General features: G+C 46.0%; 30 protein-coding genes and 1 riboswitch. Of the genes, 10 read left to right on the top strand and 20 right to left on the bottom strand.

The features are described 5' to 3' along the window. Positions 1 to 37 precede the first annotated feature (37 nt). Entirely contained in the window at positions 38 to 808 is a 771-nt protein-coding gene (locus NYE37_RS08060; protein WP_049720100.1) for an arylamine N-acetyltransferase family protein, read from the top strand. Here NYE37_RS08060 and NYE37_RS08055 read toward each other — a convergent pair. The 3 genes from NYE37_RS08055 to NYE37_RS08045 form a co-directional block, all read right to left on the bottom strand. Further along, a complete protein-coding gene (locus tag NYE37_RS08055; protein WP_340712051.1) occupies positions 780 to 1,706 on the bottom strand; it encodes a S66 peptidase family protein in 927 nt (308 codons plus the stop codon). The genes NYE37_RS08060 and NYE37_RS08055 overlap by 29 nt on opposite strands. A 28-nt stretch (positions 1,707 to 1,734) precedes the next feature. Continuing rightward, positions 1,735 to 1,941 (bottom strand): hypothetical protein, encoded by a 207-nt coding sequence (locus tag NYE37_RS08050; protein WP_165489744.1) that lies wholly within the window; start codon positions 1,939 to 1,941, stop codon positions 1,735 to 1,737. Positions 1,942 to 2,085: 144 nt separating this feature from the next. After that, a complete protein-coding gene (locus tag NYE37_RS08045) occupies positions 2,086 to 3,306 on the bottom strand; it encodes a cytochrome P450 (RefSeq protein ID WP_037994450.1) in 1,221 nt (406 codons plus the stop codon). A gap of 96 nt (positions 3,307 to 3,402) precedes the next feature. Here NYE37_RS08045 and NYE37_RS08040 point away from each other — a divergent pair, with 96 nt between their 5' ends. Beyond that, positions 3,403 to 3,912 carry a PadR family transcriptional regulator gene (locus tag NYE37_RS08040; RefSeq protein WP_340711909.1) on the top strand — a complete coding sequence of 170 codons (510 nt, stop codon included), beginning with the start codon at positions 3,403 to 3,405 and terminating at the stop codon, positions 3,910 to 3,912. A 27-nt stretch (positions 3,913 to 3,939) separates the two neighbouring features. Here NYE37_RS08040 and NYE37_RS08035 read toward each other — a convergent pair whose 3' ends face one another. The 3 genes from NYE37_RS08035 to NYE37_RS08025 are packed head-to-tail and all read right to left on the bottom strand — an operon-like array spanning position 3,940 to position 6,146. Next, on the bottom strand, positions 3,940 to 4,404 hold the full coding sequence (locus NYE37_RS08035) for a pyridoxamine 5'-phosphate oxidase family protein (protein ID WP_037994446.1): 465 nt from the start codon (positions 4,402 to 4,404) through the stop codon (positions 3,940 to 3,942). 12 nt (positions 4,405 to 4,416) lie between these two features. Continuing rightward, complete coding sequence (locus NYE37_RS08030; protein WP_037994444.1) at positions 4,417 to 5,487, bottom strand: M42 family metallopeptidase; 1,071 nt, start codon at positions 5,485 to 5,487, stop codon at positions 4,417 to 4,419. Between the two features lie 2 nt (positions 5,488 to 5,489). After that, positions 5,490 to 6,146 carry a YneB family resolvase-like protein gene (locus NYE37_RS08025; RefSeq protein WP_049720104.1) on the bottom strand — a complete coding sequence of 219 codons (657 nt, stop codon included), beginning with the start codon at positions 6,144 to 6,146 and terminating at the stop codon, positions 5,490 to 5,492. An 81-nt stretch (positions 6,147 to 6,227) separates the two neighbouring features. On the opposite strand from NYE37_RS08025, the gene NYE37_RS08020 reads away from it, so the two are divergent. Then, on the top strand, positions 6,228 to 6,410 hold the full coding sequence (locus NYE37_RS08020; RefSeq protein ID WP_037994442.1) for a DUF896 domain-containing protein: 183 nt from the start codon (positions 6,228 to 6,230) through the stop codon (positions 6,408 to 6,410). Between the two features lie 95 nt (positions 6,411 to 6,505). Further along, positions 6,506 to 7,408, top strand: coding sequence for a DMT family transporter (locus tag NYE37_RS08015; RefSeq protein ID WP_049720105.1), 903 nt, complete (start codon positions 6,506 to 6,508; stop codon positions 7,406 to 7,408). Between the two features lie 104 nt (positions 7,409 to 7,512). Here NYE37_RS08015 and NYE37_RS08010 read toward each other — a convergent pair whose 3' ends face one another. From NYE37_RS08010 to NYE37_RS08000, 3 genes are all read right to left on the bottom strand, one after another. After that, positions 7,513 to 9,642 carry a Piwi domain-containing protein gene (locus tag NYE37_RS08010; protein ID WP_121874085.1) on the bottom strand — a complete coding sequence of 710 codons (2,130 nt, stop codon included), beginning with the start codon at positions 9,640 to 9,642 and terminating at the stop codon, positions 7,513 to 7,515. A gap of 353 nt (positions 9,643 to 9,995) precedes the next feature. Continuing rightward, complete coding sequence (locus NYE37_RS08005) at positions 9,996 to 10,262, bottom strand: hypothetical protein (RefSeq protein WP_049720107.1); 267 nt, start codon at positions 10,260 to 10,262, stop codon at positions 9,996 to 9,998. A 171-nt stretch (positions 10,263 to 10,433) separates the two neighbouring features. Further along, positions 10,434 to 11,336, bottom strand: coding sequence for a cation diffusion facilitator family transporter (locus NYE37_RS08000; protein WP_049720108.1), 903 nt, complete (start codon positions 11,334 to 11,336; stop codon positions 10,434 to 10,436). A 181-nt stretch (positions 11,337 to 11,517) separates the two neighbouring features. Next, positions 11,518 to 11,709, top strand: a riboswitch (Lysine riboswitch). A gap of 102 nt (positions 11,710 to 11,811) precedes the next feature. On the opposite strand from NYE37_RS08000, the gene lysA reads away from it, so the two are divergent. Then, a complete protein-coding gene (gene lysA, locus NYE37_RS07995; protein ID WP_049720109.1) occupies positions 11,812 to 13,128 on the top strand; it encodes a diaminopimelate decarboxylase in 1,317 nt (438 codons plus the stop codon). A 77-nt stretch (positions 13,129 to 13,205) separates the two neighbouring features. On the opposite strand, the gene NYE37_RS07990 is transcribed toward lysA, so the two are convergent. From NYE37_RS07990 to NYE37_RS07980, 3 genes are all read right to left on the bottom strand, one after another. After that, positions 13,206 to 13,970, bottom strand: coding sequence for a MerR family transcriptional regulator (locus tag NYE37_RS07990; RefSeq protein ID WP_340711908.1), 765 nt, complete (start codon positions 13,968 to 13,970; stop codon positions 13,206 to 13,208). 76 nt (positions 13,971 to 14,046) lie between these two features. Further along, the gene (locus NYE37_RS07985) at positions 14,047 to 14,952 is read right to left on the bottom strand and encodes an aminotransferase-like domain-containing protein (protein WP_340712050.1); all 906 of its coding nucleotides are present in this window, start codon (positions 14,950 to 14,952) and stop codon (positions 14,047 to 14,049) included. Further along, positions 14,949 to 15,437: a GntR family transcriptional regulator gene (locus NYE37_RS07980; protein WP_340711907.1), complete on the bottom strand. Its 489-nt coding sequence runs from the start codon at positions 15,435 to 15,437 to the stop codon at positions 14,949 to 14,951. The genes NYE37_RS07985 and NYE37_RS07980 overlap by 4 nt, the downstream gene beginning before the upstream one ends. A gap of 105 nt (positions 15,438 to 15,542) precedes the next feature. On the opposite strand from NYE37_RS07980, the gene NYE37_RS07975 reads away from it, so the two are divergent. After that, positions 15,543 to 15,959 carry a GNAT family N-acetyltransferase gene (locus NYE37_RS07975; RefSeq protein ID WP_049720111.1) on the top strand — a complete coding sequence of 139 codons (417 nt, stop codon included), beginning with the start codon at positions 15,543 to 15,545 and terminating at the stop codon, positions 15,957 to 15,959. Between the two features lie 34 nt (positions 15,960 to 15,993). On the opposite strand, the gene NYE37_RS07970 is transcribed toward NYE37_RS07975, so the two are convergent. The 3 genes from NYE37_RS07970 to NYE37_RS07960 all read right to left on the bottom strand — a co-directional run bounded on the left by NYE37_RS07970 (position 15,994) and on the right by NYE37_RS07960 (position 18,192). Beyond that, positions 15,994 to 16,545: a GDYXXLXY domain-containing protein gene (locus NYE37_RS07970; protein WP_062843014.1), complete on the bottom strand. Its 552-nt coding sequence runs from the start codon at positions 16,543 to 16,545 to the stop codon at positions 15,994 to 15,996. Beyond that, positions 16,542 to 17,627, bottom strand: a complete 1,086-nt coding sequence (locus NYE37_RS07965) for a DUF2157 domain-containing protein (protein ID WP_340711906.1) — start codon at positions 17,625 to 17,627, stop codon at positions 16,542 to 16,544. Before NYE37_RS07965 ends, NYE37_RS07970 begins: the two co-directional genes overlap by 4 nt. 91 nt (positions 17,628 to 17,718) lie before the next feature. Continuing rightward, positions 17,719 to 18,192, bottom strand: a complete 474-nt coding sequence (locus tag NYE37_RS07960; protein ID WP_181733375.1) for a thermonuclease family protein — start codon at positions 18,190 to 18,192, stop codon at positions 17,719 to 17,721. Positions 18,193 to 18,335: 143 nt separating this feature from the next. Between NYE37_RS07960 and NYE37_RS07955 the strand changes: the two genes are divergently transcribed. Beyond that, positions 18,336 to 18,896: a thioredoxin family protein gene (locus NYE37_RS07955; RefSeq protein ID WP_037996327.1), complete on the top strand. Its 561-nt coding sequence runs from the start codon at positions 18,336 to 18,338 to the stop codon at positions 18,894 to 18,896. Between the two features lie 34 nt (positions 18,897 to 18,930). Here NYE37_RS07955 and NYE37_RS07950 read toward each other — a convergent pair whose 3' ends face one another. Together NYE37_RS07950 and NYE37_RS07945 are read right to left on the bottom strand one after the other, a co-directional pair. Continuing rightward, positions 18,931 to 19,638: a polymer-forming cytoskeletal protein gene (locus NYE37_RS07950; protein WP_052186772.1), complete on the bottom strand. Its 708-nt coding sequence runs from the start codon at positions 19,636 to 19,638 to the stop codon at positions 18,931 to 18,933. Further along, positions 19,631 to 20,281, bottom strand: a complete 651-nt coding sequence (locus tag NYE37_RS07945) for a YhbD family protein (protein WP_037996332.1) — start codon at positions 20,279 to 20,281, stop codon at positions 19,631 to 19,633. The genes NYE37_RS07950 and NYE37_RS07945 overlap by 8 nt, the downstream gene beginning before the upstream one ends. A 425-nt stretch (positions 20,282 to 20,706) precedes the next feature. On the opposite strand from NYE37_RS07945, the gene asnB reads away from it, so the two are divergent. Beyond that, positions 20,707 to 22,530: an asparagine synthase (glutamine-hydrolyzing) gene (gene asnB, locus NYE37_RS07940; RefSeq protein ID WP_340711905.1), complete on the top strand. Its 1,824-nt coding sequence runs from the start codon at positions 20,707 to 20,709 to the stop codon at positions 22,528 to 22,530. A 67-nt stretch (positions 22,531 to 22,597) separates the two neighbouring features. Here the strand turns inward: asnB and NYE37_RS07935 are convergent, their stop codons facing one another. After that, positions 22,598 to 22,981 carry a hypothetical protein gene (locus tag NYE37_RS07935; protein WP_198052526.1) on the bottom strand — a complete coding sequence of 128 codons (384 nt, stop codon included), beginning with the start codon at positions 22,979 to 22,981 and terminating at the stop codon, positions 22,598 to 22,600. A 734-nt stretch (positions 22,982 to 23,715) separates the two neighbouring features. On the opposite strand from NYE37_RS07935, the gene NYE37_RS07930 reads away from it, so the two are divergent. Then, complete coding sequence (locus NYE37_RS07930) at positions 23,716 to 23,889, top strand: AraC family transcriptional regulator (protein ID WP_340711904.1); 174 nt, start codon at positions 23,716 to 23,718, stop codon at positions 23,887 to 23,889. Between the two features lie 126 nt (positions 23,890 to 24,015). Here the strand turns inward: NYE37_RS07930 and NYE37_RS07925 are convergent, their stop codons facing one another. Together NYE37_RS07925 and NYE37_RS07920 are read right to left on the bottom strand one after the other, a co-directional pair. Next, on the bottom strand, positions 24,016 to 24,588 hold the full coding sequence (locus NYE37_RS07925) for an MFS transporter (RefSeq protein ID WP_340711903.1): 573 nt from the start codon (positions 24,586 to 24,588) through the stop codon (positions 24,016 to 24,018). Between the two features lie 270 nt (positions 24,589 to 24,858). Next, entirely contained in the window at positions 24,859 to 25,245 is a 387-nt protein-coding gene (locus NYE37_RS07920; protein WP_198241392.1) for an MFS transporter, read from the bottom strand. Between the two features lie 249 nt (positions 25,246 to 25,494). On the opposite strand from NYE37_RS07920, the gene NYE37_RS07915 reads away from it, so the two are divergent. Then, positions 25,495 to 25,860 (top strand): helix-turn-helix domain-containing protein, encoded by a 366-nt coding sequence (locus NYE37_RS07915; RefSeq protein WP_198052522.1) that lies wholly within the window; start codon positions 25,495 to 25,497, stop codon positions 25,858 to 25,860. Positions 25,861 to 26,062: the final 202 nt, after the last annotated feature.

Raw genomic sequence — 26,062 nt, 5'->3', positions numbered from 1 at the left:
AAGAAGTGCGCGAAGAAAAGGAAAAGGAGACATCAGAATGATTCCTCAATACCTTGCGCGAATCGGTGTTCAACCTCCGGTTCCGGTCCATCTTCCCGGCCTCACCAGGTTAATGCAAAAACACCAACAACACATCCACTTTGAAAACCTGGATATTCTCTCCGGCCGGTCCATTCAGTTGGATCCAATCTCCCTCTTTCAAAAAATCATAATTAATCACCGCGGAGGCGTTTGCTTTGAGTTAAACGGCCTGTTTCATTTGCTCTTAAACGAATTGGGGTTTGACGTGCAAATGGTTGCAGGAACGGTATACGAACCGTCCAGCGGTGATTGGGGATTGGAAGGAACCCACCTGGCCAATCTTGTTTATCTGAATGATGAAAAATATCTGGTTGATGTGGGTTTTGGCGGAAACGCCCCGCGTCGGCCGGTTCCATTATCCGGAGAAGTTGTGCAAGATATTGCCGGACAATACCGGATCCGTTCCAACCCGGATCGATACGTCCTGGAGAAAAAAGAGCCCGGGGCTGAAAGTTGGCAGGTCTTATACCGGTTTACAGGGGAAGCGAAAACATTTCAGGATTTTCATGAAGCTTGCCGTTTAATCGAAACTTCCCCCCGCTCTCCTTTTAATCGCTCCATTTATATCTCCAAAATGACGCCGGACGGCAGAGTCTCTTTGATCGGCCGAAAGCTGGTTCAAGTGACCCCGTCCGGAAAAGAAAAAAGAGAAGTGAGCGAAAACGAACTGCCCGCTTTGATCCGGGAAATATTCCAAATCAGGTGGGAATCACCGGAGGCTCAGTGATTTGAACCCTTCCCCGCTCGGAATCCATTCTCACTTTTCCGCCAATGGGCAATGTGAAATTGGGTCGGCAATGTCCGGCGGAAAGGCCGTAAAAGCAAGGGATGCCGAGCGGGGCGAAAAAGGTTTCAATCATTTCCCGAAACGGGAGGGAAGGTTTGTCGCGGCCGGGTTCGGCGAGCCGGAAATCAGAGAGAATCACTCCCCGCACATGTTCAAACTTGCCGGCCAGCCGCAATTGATTCAGCATGCCGTCGATGGCATACACTTCTTCATTCACATCTTCCAGAAGCAAAATTTTGTCCCGGGTGTCCACCTCATAAGGGGTTCCCACGGCCGAACGCAACAAACTCAGATTGCCGCCGGTCAGTTCTCCTTCCGCCACGCCGGGAACAATGGAAAAGAAGTGTTCATTCGGGGTGTAACTCTTCACATCCCGGCCGGATAAGACGGAAAACAATACGCCCCAACTTTCTTCATCGTACCGTTCGCCGGACAATTCCGCACCCATCGGGCCGTGAAAAGTGACAAGGCCGCAGATTTGCCGGATGGCAATGTGAAGCGCCGTGATATCGCTGTATCCCACAAAAATTTTCGGATGGTGGCGAATCACTTCATAATCGATCCGGTCGATGATGCGCAAACTTCCATATCCGCCTCTCAAACAAAAAACGGCTTTCACCTCCGGATCGAGAAACATCGCTTCCAAATCATCTTTCCGGTATGAATCTTTCCCGGCCAAATATCCATACGCCTTGCCGGCCGATTTTCCGGTTTTCACCGGATAACCAAAGCCGGAAAGCATGCGGATGCAATCTTCCAACTCTTTTTCGCGAACCGGACCAGCCGGTGCAATCAGGCCGATGGTATCCCCGGGCCGCAAAGCTTCAGGTTTTATCACCAAACCCAAATTCCCCCACCTCTTGTCGTCAGAATAAAAAAGGGAACACAAAGGCAACCCAAACCACAACGGCTGCGACATAAATCGAAAGAAGCAGCCAAACGATTTTTCTGCGGCGTTTGACATAACCTTGGTTTTGTTCCGGACTCTGGTTGACCCCTAATCGGATCGTGATGATCAACGAGAACAAAATGCAAAGTCCGACAAAAATCCAGAGCCAACTGTTTTGGAACAATGACATAACCCCTTTTCCAAAGTATTATCTATCCCCCCTATCATATCATGGCTTTTGTGCTTTGCAATCTCAGGTAAAAAGAAAACACCTTGAGACGGACTCAAGGTGTTTTCTGTCAGGAGATGAGTTCGATGATCAATGTTGTCATGCTTTTACCAAGCGGATCGGCAAGTTTTTCAACGACTGTCCCACACCGGAAGCAATCAAATGATCGGTTAATTTAAAGTTTTCCACCGGATGGATGTCGGCAAAGCTTTGGACAAAGGTGGTCAGTGCAATTCTGGCTTCCATGCGGGCCAGCGGAGCCCCCAGGCAGAAATGCGGTCCGGATCCGAACGTGAGGTGTTGCTTGTTATTGGGACGATGGATGTCAAAGGTTTCCGCATTGGCGAATTGGGCTTCATCCCGGTTTGCCGATCCGGCCCATGCAATGATCATTTGCCCTTTCTTCATCAAAGGGCCGAAGACATTGGTGTCTTTTACGATCCGGCGGTCATTGGAGGCCGGAAAGCGGAAACGAAGCACTTCTTCAATCAGATTGGGGACAAGGGAGATATCCTCGCGCAACTCTTGATAAACCCCCGGTTGATCGAACAACATGCAATAAAATATATTAGCAATGAGCATGGTTGTGGTTTCATTACCGGCACCGAGCAACCCTCTGCTGGAATCAACAACTTCTTCATCACTTAACCGTTCGCCGTGAAGTTCGGCCCGGGTCAGGTCGGAAATGATGTCATCAGCAGGGTTTTTGCGTTTTTCTTGCACAATGGGATATAAGTATTCGCGGAATTCTTTCAAAGCTTGTTGTTTTTTCTCGGCAATATCGTCATAGTGTTCTTTTTCATAGGGACGGAACAAGATATCGGACCAATGCTTGATCAAACGCCAGTCTTTGTTGGGAACCCCCAGCAGATCGGCAATGACAGTGACGGGTAACGGAACGGCCAGTTTCTCCACGATATCCACCGTTTCGTGTTTTTCCATTTCGGCAATCAAGTCATTGACAATGGCTTGGATCCGCGGTTCCCATGAATCCAGGCTGCGGGGGGTGAAAGCTTTGGCCAACAGCGCACGTCTTTTGCGATGTTCCGGCGGGTCACAAAAGTTGATATTGGCCCGGTTGTCCGTTCTGGGAGTGGGGATCAAACTTCTGGTTTTTACGTTGGAGAAAAGTTCATGATCGGACAGGACCCGTTTGGCATGATCATACAAAAACACATTCCATACGTCTTGTTCTTCATCGTAATATACCGGATGGTTTTCTCTCATTTCTTTGTACCATGCATAAGGCTCCCATTGCTCTTCTTTGGTTTTGAGTTTGGAAATTTCAGGAACGATGATGGTGTTGTTGGTATCACTCAACGAAAATCCCTCCCTATGTTAGGATAACATATGATAAATTAACTTAGAATATGACGCCGGAGCGATTCGCAAAAATTTCAAATCAAGGTGATGTCCATGTATGCAGAAATATTGATTTTGGGGGAACTGATGTCAGGTCCCAAACATGGTTATGAAATCAAACGCAACATCCAAAACGCACTCGGCGATGAATTTGAAATCAACAACAACTTGTTGTATCCCGCGTTGCGCCGTTTTGTGGAAATGGGCGCCATTTCCAAAGAAGTGATTCAGTCAGAAGGAAAACCAAACCGCCACGTCTATTGTTTGACCGAAACCGGGGAGGAAATCTTTCTGGAAATGATCTGTGACTTCCCGGGTAAACTGGCGGCAAGACAAATCGAATTTTTAGTCAGGGTGGTATTATTTGACCGGTTGGAACCGGAAATACAACAAGAAATTATGCAAAACAGACAGGAAGTGTTACAAAAAAAACTGGAATACTACCGGAAGGTTGAACAAGATCATGTGCAAAACCCTTATGTATTGAAAGTGATCGATTTCCAAAAAGCCCAGGCGGAGCTCGAATTGGACTGGATTCAAAGCCTGTCGCAAGAGATTGATTAATAAAAAAAGACCCTGAAAGTGGGTCTTCTATTTCTTCAACCCGGATACCGTTTCGGTCCACCGCCGGACAACGGATTCCGGATCATATAAATCAAAGCGGATGCCTGAAGTAATCTCAGCGTATTTGGCTGTATCCTCTTTAACGGAAACCACCTTGGCCGCAAACCGCTCCCGGTTGTGTTTGTCATCCTTCAAGGCGGGCAGCGGTTTGATCGCCAGCCGGACATAGTGCACTTTTCCTTTGTGGACGGCGACCAAGGTTGCTTGTTGGGTTCGTTTTAAATTGGCGACGGTATGGGTCTTTGGCCAGAGGGCAATTCTCAATTCCTCATGGTTTAAAGCAACCACTTCCCCCACACTGACCATAGCAGCATGCGGCCAGCCGTCTTCGCTGACCGAAAGCAGCATCATGGCCTCCCGTGTTTTGTCTTCCAAGTCGTTTCCATCCAAAAAGCAAAACAGTTCTTCGGAAATGGCGGTTTGACTCATCATCCCTTCCCTTTCTCAGGCAAGCAAAGATTGGTATGTGGAACGGTTAAGGTTTTTGATCAGTTTGACGGCAAATTCTTTGGCTGCCGCGATGTCCTCTTTATCGACAATGGTTATGTTGGAATGAATGTAGCGTCCGCAAATCCCGATGGCGGCCGACGGCACTCCGATTCCGGTTTGATGGACGCGTCCGGCATCCGTCCCTCCTTGCGAGACAAAGAATTGATATGGAATGTCATTGGATTCCGCGGTGTCCAGCAAGAAGTCCCGCATGGCCGGCAGCGGAATCATCGAGCGGTCATAAATCCGGATCACGACCCCTTTTCCGATTTCGCCAAACCCGTCTTTCACTCCGGGAGTGTCACCGGCGGGACCGACATCCACGGCAAAAAAGACATCAGGATCAATCATTTTGGCAGCCGTTGCCGCTCCCCGGGTGCCGACTTCCTCTTGCACCGTGGCGCCGGCATACAAGGTGTTGGGGTGCTTCTCGTTTTGCAATTCTTGCAACAATTCCACCGCCAATCCGCAGCCCAAACGATTGTCCCAAGCTTTGCTCAACAGGCGTTTTCCGCCTTCCATTTCCACAAAGTCACAATGCGGCACCGCAAAGTCCCCGACTCTGACTCCCCAGCTCTTTGCCTCTTCATCGCTGTCGGCTCCGATATCGATAAACATCTGGGAGATTTCCATCGGTTTGCGGCGTTGTTCCAAACTGAGCAGATGCGGCGGGGTGGAACCGATGACACCGGGGATTCGTTTGCCGGTGCGGGTCACAATTTCCACACGTTGCGAAAGCATGACTTGTGACCACCATCCGCCCAGAGTTTGAAATTTGAGAAATCCGTTGGAAGTGATTTTGGTGATCATAAACCCGACTTCATCCATATGGCCGGCGACCAACACTTTCGGGTCCGGAGCGTTTCCTTTTTTGACTCCGAAAATGCCTCCCAACCGATCGGTCAGGACTTCATCCGCCAACGGGGTTATGTAAGAACGCATCCACTGGCGCACTTCATGTTCAAAGCCGGAAGTGCCGGGGATTTGTGTCAACTCTTTGTAAATATCCAAATTGACTTCAGCCATGGTTACTCCTCCATCTTTTCTTGTTGATTTTTCCATTCTTGATATCGCCGGTGAACGGTTGCGCGGGAAACCGGATAGCCAAAACCTTTCAACGTTGCGGCGATTTCTTCGAATGTCAGATTTTTTTCTTTCAATGCCACGATTTGTTCCACCGGAAGTTCTTTCCGTTCTCTTCCTCCCATTCCCTGGTTCTTAAGATTTTTCGCCGGATTGTATCCTTTCTCCCGGATGGCGCGTCTCATTCCCCAACTGATCTTCTGGTTCATCATTTTCCGTTGCAATTCTTCGACTTTGGCGATGATGGCAAGCACGGTGGATTCCCCGGCTTCCAATTCCAACTCGCCCTGATGCTGTTTGGAATAGATGCGGCAACCGGAACGGTCCAGCTGATGGATAATCGCCAATTTTGCTTCTCCCCGTCCCAAGCGGGTGTCATCCTGGATCAAAATGGCGTTTGCTTTCTCCTTTTTAATCGTCTCAAACATTTGATACAACCCCGGCCGGTTTAAATCGAACCCGCTGTGTTGCTCCTTAATCACCTGACACACATCCATTTTTAATATTTTTGCCCATTCGGTCAAAACTTCCACTTGCCTTTCAAGGCTGGTTTCCTGTTCTTCTTTTTGTGTGCTGACTCTCGCATAAATGATCGCTTTCATAGCTAATCTCTCTTCTCATCCTCTCACATTCTTGCCAGACTTCGTTGAATTCGGTACAGTGAACAAGAAGGAGTGATTGGAGTGATCAATGAACAACTCATACAGCGAATCAATGAACTGGCCCGCAAAAAAAGAACGCAGGGTTTGACAGAGGAAGAAAAAAAGGAACAAGCCAAGCTGTATCAAATTTACCTGAAAGCGATCCGGGGACAAGTGAAACAGCAGTTGTCCCGGGTGCGCTTTGTGGATGAACCCAAACATTGATGAATGGTTTCGATTTCCATTATATTGTACATTCTTTCTTCCCACAATGAGACCGCAGTCAAACCGGCAGAGTTTTTTGGCAGGAGGAAAGCAAGATGAAAAAATGGTGGCTCGGTCCCCTTTGCTTAAGTGCCGCTGCTTCCATCTGGGGCGGAATGTATGTAATAAGCAAAGTGGTTTTAAATACCATTCCTCCTTGGGTTTTGTTGGAGATGCGTTTTGTCATCGGTTTGTGCGTGTTGGGGGCTTGGGCTTTTTTGGCCCGCGAATGGAAAATTGACCTCCGCGATGTGAAACAGATGGCCTTGATCGGATTGATCGGTTATACCGGTTCCATCGGATTGCAATTTGTCGGCACGCATTTGTCCGGGGCTTCCCTCGGCTCACTGATTACTTCCGCTTCCCCGGCACTCATATCCGTTTTCGCTTGGAAACTGTTGCGTGAAAGACCCGGTTTTCGCAAAGGATCGGCGCTGATCATCGCAACCGTCGGGGTGATCCTTGTCATCGGTTATCCAGCAGAAACCGGCTCTTCCACCTTCACCGGCAATCTGATCTTGTTTGGCGCCGCGGTCACTTGGGCACTTTATACCGTATTGAGCCGGGTGCAAACGCTCAAATATTCTTCACTCACCGCGACATTTTGGGCCAACCTTTTTGGCGTGTTGTTTACCTTTCCCGTCAGTTGGTGGGAATGGCACGCCAAAGGAGTGACATGGCCGACGGATTGGGGGATATGGCTGGGCATCTTATATTTGGGAATCATTTCGACTGCTCTTGCTTTTTATTTATGGAACAAGGGATTTGAATATATCGACGCCTCCGTCGGGTCCCTGTTTTTCTTTTGCCAGCCTGTAGTCGGTACCCTGCTCGGAGCCTGGCTGTTAAATGAGAAACTCACATGGAACTTCTATCCGGGGGCATTTTTGATCATCGCCGGCGTCGCGCTTTCATCCATGGACAAAACAAAAAAAGAAGCAACCAAAACGGTTGCGTGAAGATAGGATTAATTGAAATTCCAACTTGATTAGTAGTGGTTATTTTATGTAAGAAAAAAGCCCTCTCAGTAATAGAGAGGGCTTTTAAAAAAATTATATCCATTTTACACAAATCCAATCCCTTTTTTTTGAGAAGATAAATAACCCCTGCTGAAGAAAGTGGAACTTTTATCAGCATAGTTCGTTGTCACTGGTAAACGTACTTTGCGATCGGTATGAATGTTCATGAATGACAAATGATAGATATCTTCTACAATTTGTTCCAGTGTCATCTCTCCTATTTTCTTTACTATTTTTATAGGTTTCGACATCCCAACCTTTTCATATGGATTCGTCGAGCAAAGATAAGCCTTTTGGGCATTGTCATCAAGATAGGCAATCCCAGGAACATTGACGTATTTCTTTTTTATATCATCAAAATATGCCATTCTCCGACCACATTCTTTAATCACCGAAATGTAATCAAAAGCAATTGATTGGCCATTCGTGAGATCTCGATTGGATAATATATCTTTGATCCAGTCAATTTCCTCCACATATCCCCTGCCATCCCGATGAAAAACAATATGTTGAGGCATTTTTCCAACTTTCTTTTGATAATAATATAGAACATGAATTACCATAGTTTGAATGGTTTCCTTACTGACTTTTTCTCCCGCTTCTGCAGAAGAAATAGGTTGAGAGAAGATTTGGCTGCCATCTTTGCCGAACACCTGAACAATTCCCGTGGTATGTCGGCCATTTTCATGGCTTACATCATAACCAACATAACAATCTGCATGTAATGGCTGATGTAATACCCAAGGTTGCAATCCTGCTTTTGTATAAATTCCTAAGAGAATCTGTGGGATCGTATATTCATTTTTCAATGAATCAATAAGAATGACTTGGGTATGAGCTCCACGAGTTCCTCCTAATTCTTTTTTTATGGTAGAATAAACCTCTTCTCCTTCTTGTTTTGTTTCATCAAGAAGAACTACAGATATGATATCAGTGTCTAAATTGATATCTTTCAAATGAAGCCTAAGAGCGTAAGGATTAGAAGTGGGGAGAATTTGATTACCTGTACATTGTAATTTAATTCCCCATTGTCTTGATCTATTTTCCATTTTGGTTATGAACGCTTCGGACATCTTTTTCTGCCACTCTCTTTCAAATGGCTGATCGAGCAAAAGTTGATAATAAATAGGCGAAGAAACTGAATCATATATTTTATGCCTTAGAAAAGCTCCTTTTAAGTCCCGATGGTTACACGTGGCACCATTTCCAATACGAAGCAGTGGATCTGGCACAAGACGACGACGATACCCTAACTTGGCGATATTCAAATTGTTTTTTTCAAAACCAATTGGAAAATATCGATTTTCAAAGGCATCAATAATCCTTTTCATTATTTCTATGGAGTAATTTATTTTGTCATTAGGATTTAGTTTAATAGAGGAATGTTCTTTTGCGGGGACGTCTTTCATCAAGCATTCTTTTTTTAATAATTGAGGCGGATAAGGATACACTTTGCCTGATTTAGATCGAACAAGGATAGCTGGCATATTTGGCTTCTTAACTAAATGGCAATATATACTTGGTTTAGTTTTATAATGTTGAATGATACTCTTATTACCCAATTCCGGTAGAGGATCACTGATAGTCTTGTCAGAAATACCCTCAAACTCATAATGTGCACTATTCAAAAAATCAAATACCTTGTCACCCTTGTTAAGTTTCTTTTCCTTTAAAGCTTTTATAATGGTATGAGTAGACTGAATGGAGTGTTTTAGTTCAAAGCCAATGAAGATGTCACCTTTCTCCTTTACAGTAATATCAATATATATTCCACGATGAATTTTACATTTGGAGAGAGATTTTATCGGTTCCTTTTCAATAATACTTTGCTCCGTTGACATAAAATGATTACGGTTTGAATCCCTTAATCCATCGAAAATCAATCTTTCCAATAATTTTCTTTCTTGTAAGCTTTCTTCCGATTGGTCCAGTTTAATGGAGCGATATTCATATTTCTCATAACCTTTTGGTACAATAGTTAGTTTTTCGAATGAACCAATTAACGAACGATAAAAAGATATTGTTTTGCGGTTCTTTTGTCTTAAATCACGAGTATATTTCCCATACTCATAATCAATTTTTTCCAAGTCTTTAACCGGCATACGGTAGATATGAATCTTAATTTCACTGGCATGAATCCCAGCTTTATACTCTGTTAATATATAATTATCCAATATGCTCCCTCCTGCACTCAGTAAATAACTAATATTTTTAATAATAATTTTATTTTTATATAATTATATTTCTTTATTTTTTTCTAAAACCCTTCTTTGGTCAATATAAGCCCACTGAATTGCTTATTAGTCAAATTGTATAGCGGTTTTTTCTCATTCATTTATTAATTTTATAAACTTAATATTAATCATAAGTTGGAGCAAAAAAAATTACTTTCGATAGTCTTGAAAACTGCTGTGAAGAAGAGATTATGTGATTTATAGTTGTAAAAAGCATTAAAAAAGAAGCACTTACAAACCGAAGTGCTTCTTTTTTTGATGAATTTTATGTTCCGGGGAGCGACACTGAATTGTTAATAAAGTTCACCATCATCCCCTTGAACATTGGCTTCCAATGCTTCAGCCAGTTGCTTCATTTTGCGCAATACCTGGTACTGCAATTTGCCGTCGGCCGGGCTTTTCACCGAGATCCGCCCGTCGCGATATGTAAAATAAGTCATATCCCCGTTTTCGGGGTTGGTCCATAAAGAAAGTCCTTCGTTTTCAAGCTTGATCACTTCGCCGGTGACTGTTTTCAATTCGACGGCATTGACCAGTTTCATTTCCTCGTCTTTTTCCACAACTTGTTGCCATTCCCCGATTCCGATCGGCTTTTTTTGACTGTCCAGCCAATAATCGCTCCTTGTCAGATGGAAATCGTAATGAATCGTCCGGATCCCTCCTCCCGTGTCACTCCCATTATTATGTATATCGAATCTTTATTCTCCTTTCTAGTGTCCTCTTTGAAAAATTTACGGTTCCGGCGGTTGCCAGGGATTGACGTGCACAAAGACTTCTTGGATTTCCCGGAATTCATTCATCAATGTTTCTTTGACCCGCGAAGCAATATCATGCCCCTCTTTGACGGTCAAATCCGCAGGCACCCCGACTCGGACATCGATCAAACGGTAATGGCCGTGTTCCCGGCCCCGCAATTGATCAATCCGCTTGACACCATCCACTTTCAGGATCAATTCACGGTAAATCTTCAACTCTTCTTCCGGGATGTTTCGCTCCATTAAAATATCGACGGCTTCTTTCCCCATATGGATGGCAACGCGCAAAATCAGGAAAGAAACGACGATGCCAGCCAACGGATCGCCGTATTCCGCAAAAGGAACCGACTGGTGCTGTCCCCATAATGCCAGACCAATCCCGACCACGGCGGCAAGGGAAGCGTAAACATCCGACAAATGGTCATATGCGGTTGCGATTAATCCCTTGCTGTTGACTCTTTTTCCGATTTTGATGGTATAGACATAAAGAATTTGTTTCCAAATCAGCGAAATCAAGGCGGCAAGCAAGGAAAGGACATGCGCTTCGACAAACGGTTCAAACAAGGCAGTGACAGATTCATAAATCATAAACAAAGAAATCAAAAGCAACACAATCGCGACCATGCCGGAAGCAATCACTTCCGCTTTTCCGTGGCCGTAAGGATGTTCCCGGTCCGCCGGCATCTTGGAAATCCGCATGGAACCCAAGGTGGCGCCGGATGCCGCAATATCGGCCAAATTGTGAAAGCCGTCGGCAATCAGGGAAGGGCTCTGAAACAAAAAACCGACAATCAGTTTCAAAATGGTCAAGACAATATTGCTGATCAACCCGATCCACGCTGCCGCCATCGGGGTTTGCAAAATCGGTTTGAGCTTCATCCGATCAATCACCTTTTTTGGTTTCTTATCTTATCATTATGCCTAGAAAATCCTTTTTTCATTTTGAGTTTGTAAAGATCTGAACAATTCCTTGCAATTCATGTGTCCTTTCCTTTATACTGGAACGTAATTAAAATCTCACCAATAAAAATCATATTGAAAAAAACCTCATCATAACTAGTGATGAGGTAGAGGTTGCGGCTTTTATGAGTACTTCCCATGAGGCACAGAGATGCCAATGACTGCGAAGGAAAGGAAAAGCTGCCGAAGTCTGTTTGTTTCTCTGGGCAAGCAGGCTGGGCCCGTCTCCGAACAGGAACGGGACTGTCACACGGTTCACTTCTCTTGAATCGTGTGGTGCGCTATCTTTAGGAGAAATGGTTATGGTGTGGTGAAATATCGACCCGTCTTCACGGATGGGGATTCTGCCCTTGCCTGTCTCTCCTAACACCAGTTGATTAGGAGGTTTTTTTATATGTTTTTGCATCACTTGAGGGTAAACGATTCCGGCCATTTGGAAATCGGCGGATGCGACACGGTCGAACTGGCGGAACAATTCGGCACACCGCTGTTTGTGTATGATGAAATGCAAATCCGCCAAAATGCAAGGCGTTTTTTGCTGGCTTTTCAAAAAAGCGGTTGTCCCCACCAAGTGGCCTATGCCAGTAAAGCGTTCAGTTGTCTGGCCATGGCGGAATTGGCAAATGAAGAAAACCTTTCGCTGGATGTCGTCTCCGGCGGTGAACTTTATACGGCCCTTCAGGCCGGCTTCCCTGCAGAGCGCATTCATTTTCACGGGAACAACAAATCGGAAGCCGAGCTCCGGATGGCTCTGGAAGCTGACATCGGCTGTTTTGTCGTTGATAACTTTTTTGAACTGGAGATGCTTCATGACTTGGCCAAAGCGTGCCGCAAAAACGTGAAAATTTTGCTCCGGTTGACCCCCGGCATTGAAGTCCATACACATGAATACATCACCACCGGCCAGGAAAATTCCAAATTCGGCTTCAGTGTCAAGCACGGGCAATCTTTGATGGCGGTCAAACGGGCATTGGCCAAACCCTTTTATGAATTGTTGGGGGTACATGTCCACATTGGATCGCAAATTTTCGAAACGGAAGGATTTATTCAATCGATTCAAATGATTCGGAAGCATCTGGATGAGATTCGCGCCGAAACCGGCTATGAAGCAAAAGTTTTAAATGTCGGCGGCGGGTTTGGGATTCAATATACCGATGAAGACCGGCCGCTTCCGATTGAACATTATGTACAAGCCATCACGGAAGAAGTGAAAAAAGCATGGAATGAACGGGGATTGAGCATCCCGGAAATATGGGTGGAACCCGGGCGCAGCATTGTGGGAAACGCCGGCATCACCATTTACCGGATCGGCGCCATCAAAGAAATCCCGGGAATCTGCAAATATGTTTCCATTGACGGCGGCATGACGGACAACATCCGCCCGGCTCTTTACCAAGCCAAATATCACGCTGTTTTGGCCAACAAAGCGGATGCCCCTTTGGAAGAGACAGTGACCATCGCCGGAAAATGTTGTGAATCAGGCGATCTTTTAATTCAAGATCTTTGTTTGCCGAAAGTCAGCAGCAATGATCTGTTGGCCATCTTTTCCACCGGCGCTTACGGATATTCAATGGCAAGCAACTATAACCGCCTTCCCAGGCCGGCCGTCGTCTTTGTCAAAAACGGAACGCCCCGTATCGTGATTGAACGCGAAACCTATGATGATTTAATCCGGAAAGATTTGAGAAAAAAAGTTTATGCCACTTCATAAATTCCTTAAAAAAACATCCCGATGATCCGGCCGGAATCCGTTGGTCATCGGGATGTGTCATGACGGGTTAGCATCCTTTATCCTTTGTGCATGCCGGTATAGATGAAAACGGCGTCTCTCAAGAACTCGGTCATCCCCGGCTCCTTCTCATAGTAAGCTTTGAAACGTTCATCATCCACATACATTTGCGCAAGGTTGGCGTGAGCTTCCTTGCTGTAATCACTCCAAGAGAACATCAGCCATTTTTTATGCAGATCCGCCGCTTTTTGGGCCAGATCCCCGGCAGGGTCTCCCTGCTGATAAGCCCGGGTCAACGTTTCAAAGAGCTCATTATTCAAACGTTGCATTTTTGCGTATTCTTCTTTGGTCATCCCAAGCAGTTTTTCATTGGAGCGGTTGACCGCCTCGGCTCCATATTTCTCGCGGATCTCTTCCCCATACTTCTCTTCATTTTCTTCAACCATCCGTTTTTTGAAAGCTTCAAATTTCTCTTGATCCGTCATGGTTCCTCTCCCCTCCATCGCATCAATGGTTTTTTCCACGTTGGCAATCAAACGGTCCAGATGTTCCCGTTTTTGCATCAGCTGACGGCGGTGTTCGCGAAGCGCTTTGAGCCCGTCGTAGTCCGGGGACGTGATGATCTCTTTTATCACATCCAGCTTCATCCCGAGCTCCTTGTAAAACAGAATTTGTTGCAAACGGTCCACTTCTGCCGGTCCGTAAATCCGGTACCCGGATGAATTGATCCGTGCAGGTTTCAAGATTCCGATCTCATCATAGTAACGAAGGGTCCGTGTGCTGACGCCGGCCAACCGGGCCAATTTCTGCACGGTGTATTCCATGATTTCACCTCCTGCATCTTCACTGTACACCTTGACGTATGCGTCAATGTCAAATCATTTTTTTGTGTTTTTTCTGTCATATCCAATGAATTACCGTTTTGGGCGGAAAGGCGCTTGATTTGGATTTCAACTGTTTTTTGTACACTTCTCCCATCATGCGAATGCCTTTTTCAATTTGAGTTTTGTCGGTTTGTATGATGCTTAACCGGAACCCGTTCACTTTCGGGAAGGTTTTCAGGAAACAATGGTCAATGGATGAGACAAGGATATGGTGTTGCCTCAAGCAGGCAATCCATTCTTTGGCCGGCAGTTGCTTTGGGAGATCCAATTGCCCGAAAATGCCGCCTGTTTCCGCGGCTGCGTTCATCTCCGGGGGGAGATGCAGATCACACACTTCTTTGAGAATTTTCATCCGTTTTTGGTAAAGATCTCGCATCGACGCGGTGTGACGGAAATACATGCCGCATTTTAAATAGATTTCCAAAGCAGCTTGGGACAGTGTGGCCGAACTGATGTCACAGGAAGATTTAAACAGGCGGAAGCTTTCTGTCAGAATGGACGGAAGAAGGATCGCCCCCATCCTCAGCCCTGGCAACATGACTTTGGAAAAGCTTTTCAGATAAATGGTATGACCGGACAAATCATAACTGAAAACGGGATCGTTCTTGGGATCCGTTTCCAAGTCCAGCAAATAATCATCCTCCACAATGTAGACATCATATTTTGCAGCCAGTTTAGCGATCTGCTTTTTCACTTCCTGGTCATAACTTGTGCCAAGCGGGTTGTGAAAACGTGGCATGGTATAGAAAAACTTAATTTGATTGTTACGGAAATGGCGTTCCAACTCATCAAGATCAATCCCTTTTTTGGTTCGCCGGATGCCAATGGCTGTTAAACCGAGTGCATCAATAATCCGAATCATCCCATGATAGGTTGGCTGTTCCACCAAAATCACATTTTTTCCGTTGGGGAAAGGCATCATGGCCAACAAATTAGGGCTTGCTGGGATCCGGAGACAATCGAAACCTGTTCCGGACGGGTGAAAATCTGATAATCCGCCAGATGTTTGACCAATTCTTTGCGCAAAGACAAAAACCCCTGTGGATCGGAATAGGTGAAGAGTTCATCCTGATACAGTTTAATGGCACGGTTCAGGCAATGTTGAAAATCTTTGTATGGCATGATTTCCGGATCCGGATTGGCTGACGAAAAATCGACGAATTCCGCAGCTTCATCCTCGTCGGGCACTCCGGGGCGGCGGATGGAATAGTAACCGCTTTTGGGAACAGAATAAATCAAATGTTCTTTTTCAAGCTCTTGGTAAGCGCGGATCACCGTGTTTTTGTTGCAGGCAAACCTGGCGGACAGCGAGCGGATAGAAGGCAATTTTTCGCCAGGTTGCAGCGCTCCGGACTGAAGTTCTTTCTTTATCGCATTTTTAATCATTTCATATTTCCTTTCCGCCATGGTTTCTTCCCTCCATCTTGTGTACCGGTACAGATAAGAAAATTAAGCATTTTTCAACTCATTTTCATCCATTATACTGAAGAGGAACTTTCGGGAGGGATACAGATGGAATGGAGACACGAAACATTACCCTATTGGATCAGTGACCAGAAGGATTTGTTGGATGTGGATGCTGTCTACGGTTTATTACAAACCACTTATTGGGCCAAACACCGGACCAGAGATATCATTGAGAAAAGTTTGGAAAATTCATTGTGTTTCGGCGTCTACGGAGAAGAAGGGCAAGTGGGTTTCATGCGGGTGGTAACGGATTATGCCACCTTTTCGTGGGTTTGTGACGTTATCATCCATCCGGATCATCGCCGGCAAGGATTGGCCAAATGGATGCTGAAATTCCTCCTATCACATGAGGCTGTGCGGGATACCTCCATGATACTGGCAACCCGGGATGCGCACAGTCTTTATGAACCATTTGGATTTAAACGGGAAGAACTGATGAGAAGGAAAAAATCCATCGGTTAAACCAAAAACACGAGCGGGAAATCGCTCGTGTTTTTCATGATTTGCCGGGGTCTTCTTCAATACCGACGATCACCCCGTAACCGTTTTTCACTTTGACTTCAACCAGCACTCCGCCATTTTGGGCCAAGGCTTCCCACTTTTTTCCGGACCCTTCCTCGACATAATAGCGGTCCAACTGATAATCCACCCGGTATTTCTCTTCATCCCGAAAGGGGAAAACGGATTTTTGAAGTGTTCCTTTCAGATACAAGCCACCAGGCGGCTTCTTTTCAGAAACCCGGTCCACGATGTAGTGATTCCCCTTGGGTTTTAAGGAGACGTAAACCGGGATGCCCGGGTCAGGCAGATGGCGGGCAGCCTTCTGTGCGAGTTGCGGATCAAAGCGGGAACGCTCCACTTCCTCAATCTCCAATTTCAACCGGACATAGTCCCCGTAAAACAAATCTTTCGGATCCACCGGGATGGTTTTGAGCGTCATCCGTTCGCCGCTCATGAAAGCAAGCAATGGTTGCACGGTCATGGAAACCAGGGAAACGACCGGGATGAGAAGAACGATCCAAAACCATCGGTTGGGGATGTTTGTCATTTCCCTTCCCCCCTCTTCCGGCTTTTTTCAATCCAATAACCGCTGAGAATGAGCAAAATGCCGCCGATCAGGAAATAAAGTGACTTGGGAAGAAATTCAATGGATAAATCCAGATAGAACCGAAAAATGAGCGCGCAGGAAATCACCTCTGCCGAAAGCTTTTTCCTTTTGAGCAAATAAATCAAAAAGGCAAGATAAACCACCGCGACTGCATATCCCAAAAGCGGGGCATGAAACACTTCCCCCCATATTTCCCAAAAGTCCGGATAAGTAAGTACAATGGCAGCAACCCCGTGTATAACCGCACCTTGCCGTTCCAACACCTTCGCATAAGGCCGGATGGAGAGAAACGTCATACCGACTCCCAACAACAGCAGGACGAGCGTAATCACCCCCCCGTGCCATTCCCACCAGACGAAAGTCGCCCAGAGCGAGAAGATCAAAAGTGCATTGGCAAAGAAAAACACCTGACGGCTTTTGTTCAACCATCGCTCATTGCACCCGTAAAAAAGCGGAATAAAAACCCAAACCCAGTAAGGATACGGCACGGATGCATCCCAAGCTTGCGAAGCATATATTCCGATAAATAAAATGGACAAGATCATCACCAAACGGTCTTTCAAATAAAGTGCCAACGGTACAATCCCGAGGGCCCAAACCAAAAAGGCCTGTTGAAAAGGCGATGAACTGTGAAACATCTGACCCACGAGAAAAATCCCTGCTCCGTATATCGCCGCGCCGATATAATAAAAACTTTTGGAAGTTTTGGGATACGATTCTTCCAGTTTCCAGCCGGTGAAATAAGCACCCGTCAATCCAAACAAAATCAGCACAAACTTTACTGTCCGGGGAATTGCCTCCCAATTCCCGGCGATAAAACTGAGAATGCCCACGCCGATCAAAACGGATCCCAAAACCAACAAGATGCGGTTAAAACCTGCATTCCCTTTCCCTTTCACCTCATATGAAGATAAGATCTGTTGAACTTGCGAGGAATCGATGATTCCGGCTTCTTCAAAACGGGAAAGTTCCATCTGAAGCCACTGATGCTTTGATGAAGAAATGATTTTCTTTTCAAGCAACTTCCCATCCCCCTTCATGCTTTGACTATATCATGATGCAGTACGCACGAAAATGAAAAACAGGGACACTCTTTCCGAGGATCCCTGTCCATCAAGATTGAATGCTTTTCACCTGGCTTAATATCGTGCCGTTGTTTTGCTCATATTCCCAAATCCCGCGCCCGGCTTTTTGCGCCATGATTTCCAAACGCCGAAACTCTTTCAGATATTTCCGTTCCGACTTTAATTTTCGCGCCCGGTTCGGAATTACGCAACGGGCCAATCCTCTTTTCAGCAAGAGCGGTTGCAAATGCATGTCATCCACATAAACATGAGCAAGGATCCGGCCGTAATGATCCCGCTTAAAGGCGCCTTGCTCAATGGTGACACTCCGGCCGCGATGGATGAGACTGACAATGTACTTCCTGGCCTCAAGTGCTTTGAAATGTTCCAACAAATTGGCGGAATTGAGCTCAGGGGCATCAATATACAGAAGCCGGACCCGTTCCAGTTTTTGATTCCTCTTGATTTTCAAAGTGTCTCCGTCAATCACCCGCACAACCTCAATCGGAATTCTCTTGTTCACCGGTGGCAAAGAGCCCATCCTCTCTGCGAATCTCTCATCGCTTTAACGTTATTATAGCATAAATCCTTGTTTATTTTAGAATTTTTTGACGAAAACCCGTTCCCTCTTTTCACCTTTCTCAAGGAGAGGAGGTGGATTCGGATATGGCGAAAACGGAATCGAATATGTTTCCGCTCGGAAAAGAAGCCCCGGATTTTGCGTTGCCGGATGCGGTATCCGGAAAAACGGTGGCCTTACAAGATGTGAAATCATCCATTGCCACGGTCATCATGTTTATCTGTAACCATTGCCCTTATGTAAAACATGTGCAGGATCAGTTGGTTCAACTGGCCAATGATTACATCCCGAAAGGAATTTCCTTTGTCGCCATCAACTCCAATGATGTGGAGCAATATCCGGATGATTCGCCGGAGAAAATGAAAGAAGTGGCAGAAAATCTTCAGTACCCGTTCCCGTATTTATTCGATGAAACCCAGGAGACAGCCAAGGCTTACCAAGCTGCTTGCACGCCGGATTTCTATATTTTTGACGGCGATCTGAAGTGTGTATACCGGGGACAATTGGATGATTCCCGCCCGGGGAATGACATTCCGGTGACTGGCGAATCGATCCGTGCCGCATTGGATCAAATCATCAACGGTGAGCCGGTGACGTTCACACAGAAACCCAGTCTGGGTTGCAATATTAAATGGAAGCAAGCATGAAACCGCCCCTGCAAGCAAGTCCGGGGCGGTATCCTCAGACTTGCTTGCTTTCTTTAACCTCCGCCCGATCATGTTGATCAAACGAATTTTGGTATTCCACCACGTCCACTTTGCATCCGGGGCCGATCTTCACATTTTTTCCCCTGACAATGCCGGCGTGGGTGTATTCCAATTCGATATCATCCCCTTCAATCACTTCGGCTTGCAACGTTTTGTCGGCAAAAAAGGATTTCAGCCATTTGTTTAAAGCAAAGCTGTTCTTTTTGACGACGATCTTCTCTCCGCCAATTTCCTTTGCTTTGGCATTGCCGAGCAACTCCACTTGAATGTTTCCGGCATTTAACAGCCCTTTGATGGTAAAAACCCCTTTGATCACCACGGACTCTGCTTCCAAGTCTTCGTCAACCTTTAAGGTTCCGCGGATGTCTGCCTGGTCGGCGATGAAATTTCCTTTCACTTGTGTGGTCCCGTTGAGCGTGAAGTTTTGGGTGTGCACATCCCCCTCTGTCGTCAATTGGCCATTCACTTTTGTTTCATCCGCCTTCAGTTTCCCTTCAATCGCCGACGAACCACTGACTTTCACCGTTTGTGTTTGCACGTTTCCTTCCACGACACTGTCCCCGTTTGTGATAAACAACCGGCAGTCCAGGTCGCCATTTACTTTTCCCAGTCCGTTGATACGAACCTTTTCGAATGTACCGCCCGAAAAATTTCCGTACCCGTTGATCAGTAAATCACTCATTTGCATCTCCCCATCCGACATGTTGAATTTTCCCTTTTAACTTTTCCAATTCCTCTGCAAGCGAAATACGCAGGAGTACTTTCACACGATCATCAAAACAAATTTCTTTGATTTCATTCACCAAAATATAAGAGGTGACCCCCAGTTTGCGGACGACGAATAACTCTGCATTTTTCTTTTCAAACCGGTGGTAATTGTTTTTCAAAAACTGATACAGCGATTTTCCTTCGTCCAGGGTGATTTCGCCCGTTTCAAGCAACTGATCCAGAACAAAGAGATAAAAGAGTTGTTCCAAGGTGAACACATTGGCTTGATCATGGGTGGACAGGTGCAGTTCAAGCACAACATCCGAAACAATCTTTTTCTCTTGAATTTGCTCTTTCGTAAGAGAGATTTCCGTAAACCGGGGGGAAAACATTTGCGCAATCTCATCCAAAGACAAATCGTCTTTTAAGCTGACGATTTTATTAACCCGTTGCAGTATTTTATCGCGGGGGAAAAACGTTTCTTGCCCGGTGTAGGTGGATTTGCGGATAAACCATTCTTCCGGAATCAAGTTTTTTCGTTTCCAACGGTATAATTGTCCGTATGAAATGCCTGTTTCTTTCAACAGGTCTTTTTTTGAAATTAAGTCTTGATCCATTCCCCGACACCTCCTCGTTATCATTGTAACATAACATTGTTACGTAAAAAAGAGGCGGATGCCCTTTCCTGTTTTCATCCCAAGAAATTAAAAAACCCCTTTCCTCTGCATTGCACAATACCGGCGGTTTGGTTGGTTTCCTTGCCGTTTACGATTTGTTGCGGACGGCTTGCATCCGGTTCTTTGGGAGCCAAACCGGTTTTTTTGCCAATTACCCCCCCTATATTTCCATATGTTTTGCGTTATGTAAAAATTTTACTTACTTTCGTGATAAATTACATAAAACACGTTCAAAAAGCGGTTTTTTTAATATTACACATAGAATATTATATAGATTTGTAAAAAAATATTTTTATTTTCTTCTTCTTGTTTTATAATTAAATATATCTAATTTTGTTGATTCTTTTATGGGAGATGATTCATTCATGAGTGGAATTGCAGGTTGGATTGATTGGGAAAGAGATTTGTCGGGAGAACAAAATGTTTTAAGCAAAATGACCAACGCGATTCAACATCGCGGTCCCGATGATGAAGGTTATTGGTCTTCGGAACGTGCAGCGATTGGTCACCGCCGTCTCTTTGTCATCGATCCTGCCGGTGGAAAACAGCCGATGGTTTATCGCTCAGGGGATCATTCCATCGTACTCTCCTATGACGGGTTTATCTATAACTTTAAAGATTTGAAAGCAGAACTTGAAAATCTCGGACATCGTTTTGGAACGGAATCGGATGCAGAAGTCTTGCTGCACAGCTATTTGGAATGGGGAGAAGATTTCATCCAGCGCATCAACGGGGTGTTTGCCTTTGCCATTTGGGATGAACGGCGCCAGGCATTAATTTTGGCCCGGGATCGCATCGGAGTCAAACCCCTCTTTTACAAAGTACATAATTCCGGAGTTTTATTTGGTTCCGAATTGAAAGCCATCCTGGCCCATCCGGAAGTCAAACCGGAAGTGGATGTCGAAGGCTTCAGCGAACTTTTCGGAATGGGACCCATCCGCACCCCCGGTTTTGGTGTGTTCCGCGGAATTCATGAAGTCAAACAGGGTCATTACATTGTTTTCACAAAAGAAAAAGCCGATCATCATCAATATTGGAAATTGGAAAGCACACCGCATGAAGACGATGTGGATACCACTGTTGAAAAAATCCGGGAAATCCTGAAAGACACTGTGAAACGCCAATTGATCGCCGATGCCCCGGTCGTCTCCATGTTGTCGGGCGGATTGGATTCCAGCGGTCTCACTTCCATGGCTGCCCGGTATATGGCGGAAGAAGGAAAACAACTCGGCACCTATTCCCTTGACTTTGCCGGAAGCGACAAACATTTCAAAGCCGACTTGTTGCATGTCAGCCGGGACGAGCCGTTCGTAAAAATCGTTGCGGAATATGCAAATACCGATCACCATACTGTCATCATTAACCATGATCAGTTGACGGAACACGTGTTCCTGCCCGTGGAGGCACACGACTTGCCGGCACTGGGTGAAATGGAAGCGTCGTTACATCTGCTGTTCAGTGAAATGAAGAAAAATGCAGCGGCCACGCTCTCCGGAGAATCCGCAGATGAAGTTTTCAGTGGATATCCCTGGTTCCATCAGGATGAATTTTTGTTCTCCGGAACGTTCCCGTGGAGCGCACAAATTCGCTACTTCAAAGATGTCTTGAATGAAGAGGCGATAAAAACACTCCAGCCGGAAGAGCACAGAAACCGCAGATACCAGGAAGCGGTCAGTGAGGTGCCGAAATTGGACGGGGAAACGGGAATCGAAGAAAAACAACGGGAAATGTCCTACCTTTTCATCACCCGCTTCCTGCCGTTTATGTTGGAACGGAAAGACCGCATCAGCATGCATAACAGTTTTGAAGCGCGTGTTCCGTTCAGCGATTACCGGTTGGTTCAATACTTATTCAATATTCCTTATTCGATGAAAACCGTCGACAAAGTCGAAAAAAGCCTGTTGCGCCGTGCGTTCAAAGGTTATCTGCCGGAAGAAGTGCGCACCCGTAAGAAAAGTGCTTATCCGTCCACCACGGATCCGATTTACTATCAAGACATCCGCAAGATGTTGAATGAATTGATCGAAGATCCGCAAGCGCCTGTTGCAGTGCTTTTGGACAAACAAAAAATCCGTCACATTTCCGACAATCTCTTTGATAAAGCTCCGTTTGAAGTCGGAAAAATGATGGAATATATCCTTCAAGTCAACAAATGGATGAAAGACTACAATATCTCCTTGAAACTGTAGTCCATGAAAAGGCTGAGTGTCCGCAAGGCACTCAGCCTTTTGGTTTTCTGCTTCAAACTCCAATATCTCAAGCCTGGTAAGGACTTCGATTCTCTTCCTCCGCCTTGCGGATTCGTTGGATCAGGGAAGTCAAGGGAACATGGAAATAGTTTTTGCTGGTATAATCCAACTGGGCGACAAAGCCTGCCGCCGACCGGGAGTGGATCAGCGGATGAATCCGAACTGTCCACCCCGGGAGGTCGGAAACCCGCCGGATCCGTTTTTCCTTCTTCTTGTCATTCACTTCAAAAAAAGCCACTCCACCCGGTTGATCCAGAAAATGATCTTGATAGACACAATGTCCCTTTTTGTGATCGGCAATGTACTGGTTAAACAATTGGTTGGCTTCCTTCTGTTTCATCCCTTCCGGCGCTCCGGCCACCACCATGAAACAACGCCGCTTGTATGACACAAGCGTCTCCTCCTTTCACTTCCCAACCGGCATGATCCAGCCGGTTCCCCGTCTTCGTCTCCCCTTTGTCTTCATTATCCGAAAAAACGCCGGAACCATCCCGGCGTCCGTTGCGCTTCAAACCGCAATAATTGCCGGGAACGTCTTTCATGAAACAGGTCATGATATGATATAAGTGACATTTTTTCCTCCATCCCTGACAGGAGGCATGAAATGACACTGAGATTGAAACTGAAAAACTGTAAGTTTACCATGTTCAACCTTAAAGCAGGGCAAGCGGATGAATTCCACGGACATGAAGATGTGTACCAGTTGAGCATTCCGCTTGCAGGAAAAAGCATCATGCAACATGAGCAAACCCGCCGGCATATGGAGTCTCCGGACAGCCGCATGCTTTTGTCACCGGGCCAGCAGCACAGGCATTTGGCCGAAGACAAGGGAGCACGAATTTTACTCATAACAGTAAAACGTGATTTTCTCCGTAGAGTCGTTGCAGACCGCTTGCAAGGCTTTGAAAACGAGGTCTTTTTTGATCCGTGGGGCCAGAACCATTCCTCCGGGATTTTGATTCAACAGGTGGAACAATCCTTCTTGAGAAGTCTTCAACATCCGCTCGACGGAATGGAATTGGAGGAGTTTGAATGGAAGCTGGTATCCTTTATGTTATCCGTTCATCAAGGCACACACTCCGATAAGTGGTTCCCGTCATCCCCTCCACCCTTGAGCATCCTTCCTTGCGTAAGGGCATTGAGTATCTCCATGCCCATCTTTCCTCTCCCGTCACCTTGGACGATTTGTGCAAAGTCACGGGAATCAGCAAATATCATCTCATTCGCTTGTTCCAAAAATATGTCGGAACCACACCGGGCCAATATCTCCGGAATCAAGGATTACAATTGGCTGAGTAGCTGCTTCGTCATTCCCGAAAAAACATCCTCTCCATCGCTTTGGAGTCCGGGTTCAACAGCCTTTCTTAATTTGAACGGGCGTTTGGAAAAAAGTTCGGTATCAGCCCGTCCGGGTATCGCAAAAGGTTATCTCCTTAAGGTTGGTCTTTCTCTCGTTTTGGTCACACCCGAGGCGAGTCCCGTGACTGCCAAAAACAGAATCATCACGGACGAGACAAGCAACAAACCAAAGGAGGTTTGCAAAGAACCGATTTCCGCCACCCGGCCAATCAGCACCGGCCCCACGATAAAGGATAAATACCCGGCCCCTGTCACGATGGAAACGGAACGGGCTTCCCGTCCGGGGGTGGCATGGGAAGCAAGCGAAAACGAAACGGGGGCAACCGGTGAAAGGGCAATCCCGACCCCCAGTAATCCGCAAGCGGTCAAAACCGGACTGGACGTGGATATGACCACAGCAATCCCGACAGAAGCGATGAACCCGCTGAAGATCAAAATACGGCTTTCCCCCGCTTTCTCAATCAAGGCGGAACTGCTCAACCGACCAATCATTGCCGAAAAATGCAAAGATGCGATGCCGATTCCTCCCAACAGCGGTCCGGACTGAAGGAATCCCCGCAAGTACAGGGACAGAAAACCTTCCAACGATCCGTCGATAAAAAAACAGAGTGCGACCATGGTGCCGGCAAACAAAATCACGGACAGTCGTTTTCTGGGTCCGGGTATTTGTTTCTTTCCTGCGACATCCCCGCCATCTTCCCCGCTCCCACCGAACCTGAACCTTCAGAGACAACACAGCCAACAGCACCAAAGCCGATCCGGTCAAAAGATAAATCTTCGTATAAGTTACTCCCCGGGCCAGCAACAAACCGGAAGCCCATGCCCCGACAGCCGCCCCTCCACTGAATACGGCATGCAGATGTGTCATCATGTGCGATGAATAATTGCGTTCATAATCCCCGCCCAAGTTCATAATCCCCGCCCAAGTTCATAATCCCCGCCCAATGTGTTGGCGATCAAGTCATACCAGCTGATAAAAATCCCTCCGGCAATGAATGCCGCCAATAAAGCCGGATCCCTTTCGACAAACGCAAGAGAAATGAAAAATATTCCTGTCCCGCCGATCCCGAGCAACGCCACCGGCTTCCTGCCTGTTTTGTCCGCGATCCGCCCTCCCAACCACAAACTGAGAAGCACGGCTCCGGACTGAAGCGTCAAAGCCATTCCCAGTTGACCCGGAGAAAGTTGAAAATCAGAAACCAAATCGTCCAACAACATCGCCCATACACCGGTTTGGAACCCCAGGAACAGAAACATCCAAAACAAAAGCAGACGAAGTCTTCCCCTTCTTTTCAACGAACCGGTTCCTCCCGTTTTTGGGATATGGACCAAGCACATCCAATCACCCGTGCGCCTGTCCGTTCCTTCGTATACTTGGACAGGAGTCCGGTTGGATTCCTTCTTTGTTAAGGCGGATCACAGAATTGGTTTCAGAGCTAATGGGCGGACAAGTAAAAGAGATTGAAAAAAGAGTTTATGGTTAGCGAAAAAATCATTTTTATTCGAATTATTTTGTAAAATGCTTTGTGAAGGGAGCCTTCAAGCATGGGAGATAACCAATTAGGGAAACTATTGGAGCAACTCAGAGGCGATCGGAGTTTACGTGAAATCTCGCAAAAAACCGGACTTTCTCACACTTACATCCGGGATATCGAATTGGGAAGAAGAAGAGTTACCAACACACCCATTAAACCATCCGCCTATACCTTGAAGAAGTTTTCAGAGGTTTATAACTATTCCTTTGTGGAATTAATGAGATTGGCCGGGCTTGAAGATGAGTTGCGGGATAAACTCGCCAAAGAGCATGATTTGTACAAAATTTTAACTTCAAAGAGTGAAACGATTTTGTATAAAAACATGAAGCTTTCAAAAACAATCTTTCTTGGATTTCATCGACTATATAATGAATAAAAGATTCAGCGACCCTTCCGGCAGATGAAAACAGTTGATATTCCTGATGTTCAAACTTATAACAGAAGTACTTTTTTGAGCGCCTTGATATGTCTAAAACCCCCAGAGTTGCTCGCAAAAGCTGAAACTCGCATGAAACGGTGGAAAAGCCTCTTCGTATTTAAGTTGAAACATCAAATATCTGAAATTTCCTTTTGAAAAA

This window comes from Thermoactinomyces sp. FSL K6-2592, assembly GCF_038006465.1.
Classification (GTDB): domain Bacteria; phylum Bacillota; class Bacilli; order Thermoactinomycetales; family Thermoactinomycetaceae; genus Thermoactinomyces; species Thermoactinomyces vulgaris.
The sequence above is the reverse complement of the archived record's forward strand: the minus strand, read 5'-3'. Positions and strand labels throughout refer to the sequence as shown.